The sequence below is a fragment of the Streptomyces solincola genome, assembly GCF_002982015.1.
In the GTDB taxonomy this organism is placed as follows: Bacteria; Actinomycetota; Actinomycetes; order Streptomycetales; family Streptomycetaceae; genus Streptomyces; species Streptomyces solincola.
Genome location: NZ_PVLV01000460.1, coordinates 1 through 10,668, shown reverse-complemented (window position 1 = coordinate 10,668; position 10,668 = coordinate 1). Strand labels below are relative to the sequence as shown.

The following is a 10,668-nucleotide window of genomic DNA, read 5'->3' as shown; positions in this document are numbered from 1 at the left end:
CCGGGCCCCGGGGGCCCCGGACTCGTACCGTGTGAAGTGCGATGGGAGGGGCAGGCGTCCCCGCGATCACGACGACCGACACCTCTGCGAGGGGAGTGGCCATGTCACCGGCCTCCTGGACTGCGCACGACATGCCCCGGCTGGACGGCGCGACCGCCGTCGTGACCGGGGCCAACAGCGGCATCGGGGCGGTGACCGCGCTGCTGCTGGCCCGGGCCGGGGCCCGGACGGTGCTCGCCTGCCGGGACGAACGCAAGGGCGGTGCGGCGCTGGAGCGGATCCGGGCGGCGGCGCCCGGCGCGGACGTCGAGCTGGTGAGGCTGGACCTGGCCGACCTGGCGTCGGTCCGCGAGGCAGCGCCGCGACTGGCCGAGGCGGCCGGCGGTGCGCTGGAGCTGCTGGTGAACAACGCCGGGGTGATGGCGCTGCCGCTGCGGCGCACCGCGGACGGCTTCGAGATGCAGTTCGGCACCAACCACCTGGGGCACTTCGCGCTCACCGGGCTGCTGGGCGAGGCGCTGGCCGCCGGGTCCGGGCGGGTGGTGACGGTCTCCTCGCTCGCGCACCGGATGGGGCGCATCGACCTGGCGGACCTCAACGCGGAGCACGGGCGCTACGACAAGTGGCGGGCGTACGGGCAGGCGAAGCTGGCGAACCTGCTGTTCACCGCCGAGCTGGACCGGCGGGCGAAGGAGGCGGGCGTGCCGGTGACCGCGGTCGCCGCCCATCCGGGCCTGTCCGCCACCGAGTTGGGGCAGGCCGGGCCGCGGATGGAGGGCCGGGAGTGGCGGGCCAGGCTGGAGCGGGCGACCCGGCTGTACACCCAGCCCGCCGCCCGGGGCGCGCTGCCCACCCTGCGGGCGGCCACCGATCCGCGGGTGCGCGGCGGCGAGTTCTTCGGGCCCAGCGGCCCGCTGGAGACCCGCGGCCGGGGCGCCGCGCCGGCCCGCCGCTCGGCCGCAGCCGAGGACCCGGGCACCGCGGCCGCCCTGTGGGACGCCTCGGTGCGGCTCACCGGTGTGGACCCGATGGCGGGGTTGACGGGCCGGCCGGCGTAGGCGTCGGCCTGGTCGGCCGCACCGTGCCCGGCGGCGGCCGGCCGGGTCCTGTCCGACGCAGAACGCCGGCGCCCGGGCGACACCTGTCGGACGGGGCCTACGCGGGAGGGGAGGTCCGCGGGTCGTGGCCGGCCGGGTCGCCGGCGGCGGGCGGCAGCCGCAGTTCCCGGTCCGGGCCGAGCGGCGCGAAGGAGCGGCGTACGTCGTCCTCGGAGACCTCGGCGAGGGTGGCGGGCCGCCAGCGCGGCTGCCGGTCCTTGTCGATCACCTGGGCGCGGACGCCCTCGACCAGGTCCGGGTGGCGCAGCGCGGCGAGGGACACCCGGTACTCCTGCTCCAGGACCCGCTCCAGCGGGCCGAGCCGGCGGGCCCGGCGGACCGCGGCCAGGGTGACCTTGAGCGCGGTGGGCGACCTGGCGGCCAGCGTCGCGGCGGCCTGCCCGGCTGCGGGCGCTCCGTGCGTGAGCAGCCGCTCGGTGATCTCCTCCACGGTGTCCGCGGCGTAGCAGGGGTCGATCCACTCCCGGTGGGCGTCCAGTTCCCCGGGCGGGGCGGGCCGGACGTGCCGGGCCAGCACGTCGCGGACGGGGTCGGCGGCCAGGTCGGCGAGGAGCGCGGGAAGCGCCGCGGCCGGGACGTGGTGGTCGGCCAGACCGCACAGCAGGGCGTCGGCCGCGCCGACCGGGGCGCCGGTGAGGGCGAGGTGCAGGCCCAGTTCGCCCGGTGCGCGGCCGAGCAGGTAGGTGCCGCCGACGTCGGGGACGAAGCCGATGCCGGTCTCGGGCATGGCGATCCGGGAGCGCTCGGTGGCGATCCGGACGCTGCCGTGCCCGGAGACGCCGACGCCGCCGCCCATCACGATGCCGTCCATGACGGCGACGTACGGCTTGGGGTAGCGGGCGATCGCGGCGTTCAGCCGGTACTCGGCCCGCCAGAACGCGGCCGCCTCCTCGGTGCCCGCGCGGGCCGAGGCGGCGATGGCGCGGATGTCGCCGCCCGCGCACAGCCCGCGCTCCCCCGCGCCGGTCAGCACGACGGTCTCGACGGCCGGGTCGGCCGCCCAGGCGTCCAGGGCGGCGGCGAGGATGTCCACCATGGGGTGGGTGAGGGCGTTGAGCGCCGTGGGCCGGTTGAGGGTGAGGTAGCCGGCCCGCCCCTCGGTCCGCACCAGCACCGGCTCGGTTCCCGGGGTCATCGCAGGGCCTCGGCAGGCCGTTCGAGGTCGGTCACGCGCATGGTGTCGTTGTTTCCTTCCAGCAGGAGCGGGCTGCCCGGCCATGGTGCCCGGTGGGTCGGGCGACCCGTGGCGGCGGGGGTCATCCGCGAGGCCCGCGGCTACGAATGCCTGGCACAGAGCCGGGTCCCCGCACCGGGGTCCTCGGCAGTCCCCTTCACCGATCGGGGGCGGTCATGCCCACCAGCGCGCCGGCGCCGCCGGAACCCGTCTGCTTCCTCGACCTGCCGGACGGGCCGTGCGCCCCGGCCGCCGCCCGCCGTGCGGCCGCCGGGCTGCTGGCCGGCGCGGGCTGGCCGCCGGGCCGGGTGGACGACGCCGTGCTGGTGGTGTCCGAGCTGGTCGCCAACGCGGTGCGGCACGCTCCCGGCCCCCGCGAGCTGACGCTCACCGAGCGGGCCGGGACGCTGGACGTCGCGGTCGCCGACCGGGGCGAGGAGCTGCCGCAGCGGTGGAGCCGGGGCGGTGAGCGCGGCGGCTTCGGGCTGCCGCTGATCGAGCGGCTCGGCGGGCGGATGACGGTGGTGCCGGCGCTCGGCGGCAAGACCGTGCACGTGCGGCTGGAGCGCGGGGGCGCCCTGCCCGCGCCGGAGCGGGGGCGGGTCCGGTGACCGCCCGCGCCGGGGGACGCCCGACCCCGTACCCCTTTTGCGGCCCGTTCCCGGCGGCTCCAAGCTGGAGGGGTGGAACCGGGCCTGGGGCGTCCCGCGCCGGGCCCGGTCGCGCCGGACTGGGAGCTGCGCTTGCGACACGGACCCGAGACGGACGCCGACGTGCGGGAGCTGCTGCTCCGCACGGCCGACGGGGACGCGGCGGCCTTCACCAAGGTGTACGACGCGTACGCGGACGCGGTGATGGGCCTGGCCTGCCGGATCGTCAAGGACGTGGCGCAGGCCGAGGAGGTCACCCAGGACGTGATGGTCGAGGTGTGGCGCACCGCCGACCGGTTCCGCCCCGAGCGCGGCTCGGCCCGGAGCTGGGTGCTGACGCTGGCGCACCGCCGGGCCGTGGACCGGGTGCGCTCCGCGCAGGCGAGCAGTGAGCGGGAGCGGCTGGCGGGCCTGCTGGCCCGGGACACCGCCTTCGACGAGGTCGCCGAGACCGTCGCCGACCGCGACGAGCGCCGCCGGGTCTACCGGTGCCTCGCCTCGCTGGCGCGGATGCAGCGGGTGCCGCTGGTGCTGGCCTACTACCAGGGCATGACGTACGGGGAGGTCGCGGACTCGCTGGCCACCCCGCACGGCACGGTGAAGTCGCGGATGCGGGCCGGTCTGCGCAAGCTGCACGACTGCCTGGAGGGTGTGCGGTGACCGCCGCCGAGGAGCCGCACGCCTCGGTCGGCGCGTATGTGCTGCACGCGCTGCCGCCGGGCGAGGAGGCCGCCTTCGAGAACCACCTGGCGGGCTGCGAGGCGTGCCGCCGGGAGGCGGAGGCGTACGCCTCGGCGCTGACCTGGCTGGCCGACGCCCCGCTGCCGTGGACCGGGCCCCCGGTGCCCGCCCCGCCGGACGTACGGGCCCGGGTGCTGGAGCAGGTGTCGCGGACCGCGCAGGAGCGCCGGGGCGCGGAGGCGCCGCGCCCCCGGGCCCCGGCCCGCCCGCTGCGGCTCGCGCTCGCCGCGGCCCTGGCGGCGGTGGTCGCGCTGGGCGGGGTCGCCGCCTGGCAGCACACCGCGGCGGAGGACGCCCGGGAGCGCGAGGCTCAGGCGCAGAGCGCGGCACGCGCGCAGGCCGACGCGCTCGCCGACGTGCTGAGCGCCTCCGACGCGGAGATCTTCTCCGGGAGCCTGCCGGGCGGCGCCTCGGTCGGCATCGTGGTGGCCCAGAGCCAGGACCGGGCCGCGTTCACCGCGCAGCGGCTGCCCAGGCTGCCCGGCGGCCGGGTCTACGAGCTGTGGTACGCCGCCGACGCGGACGAGCTGCGACCGGCCGGGCTGCTGCCCGGCGACGGCGGCGAGGAACTGCGGCTGATGGACGGCTGGATCGAGGACGCGGTCGCCGTGGGCATCAGCGTGGAGCCGGCGGGCGGGTCCGCGCAGCCGACCACGGACCCGCTGGCGGTGGTCCCCATCACGTCGTCCGGCTGACGCCTTCGCCGCAGGGCCGGCGGACACCGGAATCCGGAGCCGGGAGAAAGAAATGTCCCCCTTCACCTCATACGGGCCGTGACCGGCCTCGAATACCAGCCATGACCGCCGGAAGACGGCGTCACGGAGCCTCAGCGGCGCAACGGCTCCGGCGGCCACCGCCACACCCCCAGGGAGTGCGCATGACCGCGAAGCCGCTCGCCACCCGGGCCCCCTCCCCCGCCGCCGCGCCCGAGCCGGCCGCCGGCGGCCCGGAGCCCGCCGAGCCCGCCTACGCCGGGGCGGCGGGGGCGTTCTGCGGGATCCTCGCCGAGGTCACCGGATCGCCGGAGGTCTCCGCGGACAGCGACTTCTTCGCCGAACTGGGCGCGGACTCCCTGGTCATGGCCCGGTTCTGCGCCCGGGTCAGGAAGCGCGCCGACCTGCCTGCCGTGTCCATGCGGGACGTCTACCAGCACCGTACGGCCGGTGCGCTGGCCGGTGCGCTGGCCGGCTCCCCGGCCACGGCGGAGACGCGGACGCCGGCGCCCGAGCCGGCCGCCGCGCCGGTGGAGCGGGCCGGCCGCGACCTGCCCGGCGGCCCCTGCGCCTACGTGCTGTGCGGGGCACTGCAACTGCTGCTGTTCTGCGGGTACGCCTCGCTGATCGCGGGGATCGCCGCGCTGGGCTACGAGTGGATCTCCGCGGGCGGCGGCGCGGGCGACGCCTATCTGCGGTCGGTGCTCTTCGGGTCGGCCGCGCTGCTCACCCTCTGCCTGCTGCCGGTCGCCGCGAAGTGGCTGCTGGCCGGCCGCTACCGGCCCGGGACGCGCATCCCGGTGTGGGGCCCCCGCTATGTGCGGTTCTGGCTGGTGAAGACGCTGCTGCTGGCCAACCCGGTGGTGCTGCTGGCCGGTTCGCCGCTGTACTCGCTGTATCTGCGGGCGCTGGGCGCGCGGATCGGCAGGGGCGCCGTGGTCTTCTCCCGCCATGTGCCGGCCTGCCCCGACCTGCTCACCGTCGGCCCGCGCACGGTGGTCCGCCGGGACGTGTACCTGAACTGCTACCGCGCCGAGGCCGGGGTGATCCGCACCGGGGCCGTCACGATCGGCGCGGACGCGCTCGTCAGCGAGGCGACCGTGCTGGACATCGCCACCGCGCTCGGCGACGGCGCCCAGCTCGGGCACGCCTCCAGCCTGCACAGCGGCCAGGCGGTCCCGGCCGGGGAGCGCTGGTACGGCTCGCCCGCGGCGCCGGGCCGGGCGGACTTCCGGACCGTGCCGTCCGCCGGCGGGGGCGCCCTGCGCCGGGCCGCCCACGGCGTGCTGACCGTGCTGACGGTGGCCTGGGTGTACCTGCCGTTCGCCATCGGCGGGGCGGGCATCCTGCTCGCCGAGGTGCCGCAGCTCGAAGCCGCCCTCGCGCCCGGCCCGACGGCCCTCACCTCCTGGGTGTTCTACGCGGAGGTGCTGGGGCTGTCCACGGTGCTGTTCTTCGGCGCGCTGCCGCTCGCGCTGCTGCTCGTCGCCTCGGCGCCCAGGCTGGCGCACCGGATCCTGCGGCCGGACACCGTCTACCCGCTGTACGGGGTGCGCTACGCGGTGCACCGGTTCGTCGCACTCACCACCAACCGGCGTTTCCTGATGCGCCTGTTCGGCGACTCCTGCGCCGTCACCCACTACCTGGGTCTGATCGGCTACCGGCTCGCCCCGGTCCAGCAGACCGGTTCCAACTTCGGCACCGAGGTTCGGCACGAGACCCCGTACCTGGCGACGGTCGGCACCGGGACCATGGTCGCCGACGGGCTGGCGATGCTGGACGCCGACTACTCGCACACCTCCTTCGCCCTCTCCCGCACCGCGGTCGGGCCGCGCAACTTCCTCGGCAACCACATCGCCTACCCCTCCCGGGGCCGCACCGGCGACAACTGCCTGCTGGCGACGAAGGTGATGGTCCCGGTGGACGGGGAGGTCCGGGAGAACACCGGGCTGCTGGGCTCGCCCTGCTTCGAGATCCCGCGCACCGTGCTGCGCGACACCGCCTTCGACGAGGACGTGCGCGACGGCCGGGACCTGCGGGCGAAGCTGGCCGCGAAGACCCGGCACAACGCGGTCAGCATGGTGCTGTACCTGCTGGCCCGCTGGCTGTTTGTGAGCTGGCTGGTGCTGCTGGCCACGGTGGCCGCCGAGCTGTACGCGCAGTACGGGGTGTGGGCGGTCGCGCCGGCCAACGTGGCGGCGGTGCTGTCGGGCCCGCTGTACTTCGCGCTGGAGGAGCGGCTGACCACCGCCCGCCACCCGCTGCGGCCGATGTTCTGCTCCATCTACGACCGGCGGTTCTGGTACCACGAGCGGTACTGGAAGATCCCGTCCGAGACGTATGTCCGCGTCCTCAACGGCACGCCGTTCAAGAACGCCGTCATGCGGCTGGCGGGGGTGCGGATCGGCCGCCGGGTCTTCGACGACGGCTGCCACCTCACCGAGCGGGCGCTGGTCGCCATCGGCGACGGCTGCACGCTCAACGCGGGCAGCGTGGTGCAGACCCACTCGCAGGAGGACGGCGCCTTCAAGTCCGAGCCGACGGTGATCGGCGCCCGCTGCACCCTGGGGGTGCGGGCCTTCGTGCACTACGGCGTGGAGCTGGGCGAAGGCGCGGTGCTCGCCCCCGACACCTTCCTGATGAAGGGCGAGGCCGTGCCGCCCGGCGACCACTGGGGCGGCAACCCGGCCCGCCCGCTGCCCGCCCGCGACCCGTACCCCGCCGCGGCTCCGGCCCCGGCGCCGGGGAGGTGACGGACATGGAGACGACGACCGCCGCCGCGCCCGCCGGGAGCTGGACCGCCGTGCCGCGCTGGACCCGCACGCCGCGCCCCGGCGCCGCGGAGCACACCGAGACGCTGAGCGACCGGGAGTGCGCCGCCCTGCGGCGTACCGCCGGGGAACTGGGCGCGCCGCCCGCCGCCGTGCTGTTCGCCGCGCATCTGCGGGTGCTGGCCGCGCTCACCGGCGAGCGCGAGATCACCACCGGGTACGCCGGCGGGGCCGCCTTCCGGGTCCCGGTCACCGACGACCGGGAGGAACTGGTGCGGGCCGCGCGCCGGGCTCCCCGCGCGCTTGCGGCGTCGGAACCGGACGTGGTCTTCGACCCGGGCGGGGCCGCGGGGGCGTCGCCTGGCAGCCCGGCGCTGCGGGTGGGCGTCGAGGCCGCCGGCCCGGCGTACACCCTGCGGTTGCGCTACCGCACCGACGTGCTGGACGCGGCGGCCGCGGCCCGGATCGCCGGCTACCACCGCGCCGCGCTCGCGGCGCTCACCGCCGGGCCGGGCGCCCCCGAGGCCGGGCGGGGCCTGGTCTCGGCCGCGGAGGTCCGCTACCAGAGCGAGCGACTGGCCGGGCCGGTGCGGCCGCTGCCCGACCTCCGGGCGCACGAGCTGTTCGAGGAGCGGGCGGCCGCCCGGCCGGACGCGGTGGCGGCGGAGCACGCCGGACGCCGGTGGACCTTCCGGGAGCTGGAGGCGCGCGCCAACCGGCTGGCGCACGCGCTGCTGGACGCGGGGCTGCGGCCGCAGGAGCCGGTCGCCGTGATCCGGGAGCGCGACCTGGAGTGGATGGCCTCGGTGCTGGCGGTCCTCAAGGCCGGCGGCGCCTATCTGCCGGTCGAGCCGCACTTCCCGGCCGCCCGGATCAGCCGCATGCTGGCCCGCGCCTCCGTCCGACTGGTGCTGACCGGCTCCGGGCCGAGCGCGCTGCCCGGTCCGCGCGGGGCGCTGGCGGCGCTGCCCGGGGCGGCCGTGCTGGACGCCGCCGAGGTGTGCGCGGCCTCCCGCGCGGACGAGGCCCCGGGCGTGCCGGTGGGGCCGGACCACCTGGCGTACCTGTACTTCACCTCCGGCTCCACCGGTGAGCCCAAGGGCGCGATGTGCGAGCACGCCGGGCTGCTGAACCACCTGCTCGCCAAGATCGAGGACCTGGGCCTGGGCGAGGACCGGGTGGTCGCGCAGACCGCGCCGCAGTGCTTCGACATCTCGCTGTGGCAACTGCTGGCCGGGCCGCTGGCGGGCGGGCGCACGCTGATCGTGGACCAGGCGGCCGTGCTGGACGCGGACCGGTTCCTGGACACCGTGGAGCGGGGCCGGGTCGGCGTGCTCCAGGTGGTGCCCTCCTATCTGGACGCGGTGCTGGCGTCGCTGGAGCGGCGGCCGCGCGCGCTGGCGGACCTGCGGTGCGTGTCGGTGACGGGCGAGTCGCTGAAGGCGGAGCTGGCCCGGCGCTGGTTCGCCGCCCGGCCCGGGACGCCGCTGGTCAACGCGTACGGCCTGACCGAGACCTCCGACGACACCAACCACGAGGTCATGGACCGGCCGCCGGCGGGCGAGCGCGTCCCGCTGGGGCGGCCGGTGCGCAACGTGCGCGCCTACGTGGTGGACGAGCGGCTCCGTCCGGTGCCGCTCGGCGCGCCCGGGGAGATCGTGTTCTCCGGGGTGTGCGTGGGCCGCGGCTACGCGGGCGACCCCGAGCGCACCCGGGAGTCCTTCCTGGACGACCCGCTGGCGCCCGGGCGGCGGCTGTACCGCAGCGGTGACCGGGGACGCTGGCGGCCGGACGGCAAGCTGGAGTTCCTGGGCCGCCGGGACGGCCAGGTCAAGGTGCGCGGCTTCCGGGTGGAGACCGGCGAGGTGGAGAACGCGCTGCTGCGGGTGGCGGGCGTGCGGGACGCCGCCGTGGTGGTCGCCCGGCCGGCCGGCGGCACGGCCAGGCTGGTGGCCTACTGCGCCGGGGAGCGGCCGGTGGACGCCGGCACGCTCCGGGAGCACCTGGCCCGGCGGCTCCCGCCGTACATGGTGCCGGAGACCTTCCACTGGCGGCCCGAGCTGCCGCTGACCGGCAACGGCAAGACCGACCGCAAGGCGCTCACCGCGCTCGCCTCCGGGCCGCCCGACCCTCCCGGTGGCGCGGGCGGGCCCGGCGGCGCGGGCGGGCCCGAGGCTCCGCTCGGGGCGGCCGAGCGGAAGCTGGCGGCGGCCTGGGGCGAGGTGCTGGGCGTGCCGGCGGACCGCATCGGCCGGCACGACCACTTCGTCTCCCGGGGCGGCGACTCGCTGACGGCCGTCCGGCTCGCGATCCGCCTGGACCGCTCGCTGTCGGTCGCCGACATCACCCGCCACCCCGTCCTGGCCGACCAGGCCGCCCTGCTCGCCGACCGCACCGATCCGCTCGACCACGACCACGACCCCGACCACGACCCCGGCACCGACACCGACACCGACACCGACACCGTGAGGTGAGCGACGATGACGTCCTCCACGCCCCTGCGCCCCGGCCGCCGCGCGACCGCGCCCCCGACGGTGCCCGCCCCGCCCGGCACCCCCTTCTCCTGGGCGTCCGGTCACCGCGACGAGCTGCGCGCCGCCCTGGCGGAGCACGGAGCGGTGCTGGTCCGGGGCCTGGACCTGCGCGACGCCGGTCAGGTGGGGGCGGTCGCCGGCGGCCTGGGCGGCGTCCCGGCGGCCGAGCGCGAGGCGTTCGCCGCCCGCACGGTCCACCGGGAGGGCGTCTACTCGTCGGCCGCCTGGCCGCCGCAGCAGCCCATGTGCATGCACCACGAGCTGAGTTACCTCCAGGACTGCCCCGGCCTGCTGCTGATCGCCTGCCTGACCGCCGCGGACGCCGGCGGGGAGACCGGCACCGCCGACGGGTCCGCCGTGCTGGCGGCGCTGCCCGAGGACCTCGTCCGGCGCTTCGAGACGGAGGGCTGGCTGCTGACCCGCACCTACGACGCCGACATCGGGGCCACCGTCGAGCAGTCCTTCGGCACCGGGGACCCGGCGGCCGTCGACGCCTACTGCCGGGCGCACGGGATCACCGCCGAGTGGGGGCCGGACGGCTCCCTGCGCACCCGCCAGCGGCGCGCGGCGGTGATCCGGCACCCGGCCGACGGCCGCCGCTGCTGGTTCAACCAGATCGCCTTCCTGAGCCGGTGGACGCTGGACCCGGAGGTACGCGAGTACCTCACCGACGTCCACGGCCCCGACGCCCTGCCGTTCGACACCCGCTACGGCGGCGGCGACCCGGTCGACGAGGAGACGGTGCGGCTGCTGAACGAGGTGTACGCCGAGCACACCGCGCCGCACTCCTGGCGCGCCGGCGACCTGCTGATCCTGGACAACCTCCGTACCGCGCACAGCCGGGAGCCGTACCAGGGCGCCCGGGACATGGTCGTCGCCATGGCCGATCCGGTGCGGCCCTCCGCTCTCGCTCCCACCCCGAGGTGACCCGTCATGCCCCTCGCGCCCCACCCCGTCGCCGCCCCCC

At 77.1% G+C, this 10,668-nt stretch carries 8 protein-coding genes; 7 read left to right on the top strand and 1 reads right to left on the bottom strand.

The window, feature by feature from the left end; all coding sequences use genetic code 11:
* Window positions 1-101: 101 nt before the first annotated feature.
* Complete coding sequence (locus C6N75_RS24550; protein WP_105871078.1) at window positions 102-1,058, top strand: oxidoreductase; 957 nt, start codon at window positions 102-104, stop codon at window positions 1,056-1,058.
* Window positions 1,059-1,155: 97 nt separating this feature from the next.
* Here C6N75_RS24550 and C6N75_RS24545 read toward each other — a convergent pair whose 3' ends face one another.
* Window positions 1,156-2,253, bottom strand: a complete 1,098-nt coding sequence (locus C6N75_RS24545) for a 3-hydroxyisobutyryl-CoA hydrolase (RefSeq protein ID WP_105871077.1) — start codon at window positions 2,251-2,253, stop codon at window positions 1,156-1,158.
* A gap of 215 nt (window positions 2,254-2,468) precedes the next feature.
* Between C6N75_RS24545 and C6N75_RS24540 the strand changes: the two genes are divergently transcribed.
* From C6N75_RS24540 to C6N75_RS24515, 6 genes are all read left to right on the top strand, one after another.
* Entirely contained in the window at window positions 2,469-2,903 is a 435-nt protein-coding gene (locus C6N75_RS24540) for an ATP-binding protein (protein WP_181160604.1), read from the top strand.
* Between the two features lie 132 nt (window positions 2,904-3,035).
* On the top strand, window positions 3,036-3,602 hold the full coding sequence (gene sigK, locus C6N75_RS24535) for an ECF RNA polymerase sigma factor SigK (protein WP_105871079.1): 567 nt from the start codon (window positions 3,036-3,038) through the stop codon (window positions 3,600-3,602).
* Window positions 3,599-4,378 (top strand): anti-sigma factor, encoded by a 780-nt coding sequence (locus C6N75_RS24530; RefSeq protein ID WP_105871075.1) that lies wholly within the window; start codon window positions 3,599-3,601, stop codon window positions 4,376-4,378. Before sigK ends, C6N75_RS24530 begins: the two co-directional genes overlap by 4 nt.
* A 182-nt stretch (window positions 4,379-4,560) precedes the next feature.
* Complete coding sequence (locus C6N75_RS24525; RefSeq protein ID WP_105871074.1) at window positions 4,561-7,149, top strand: Pls/PosA family non-ribosomal peptide synthetase; 2,589 nt, start codon at window positions 4,561-4,563, stop codon at window positions 7,147-7,149.
* Window positions 7,150-7,154: 5 nt separating this feature from the next.
* Window positions 7,155-9,641 (top strand): non-ribosomal peptide synthetase, encoded by a 2,487-nt coding sequence (locus tag C6N75_RS24520; RefSeq protein ID WP_105871073.1) that lies wholly within the window; start codon window positions 7,155-7,157, stop codon window positions 9,639-9,641.
* Window positions 9,642-9,647: 6 nt separating this feature from the next.
* Window positions 9,648-10,628, top strand: a complete 981-nt coding sequence (locus C6N75_RS24515) for a TauD/TfdA family dioxygenase (protein WP_105871072.1) — start codon at window positions 9,648-9,650, stop codon at window positions 10,626-10,628.
* The last annotated feature ends 40 nt before the right edge of the window (window positions 10,629-10,668 follow it).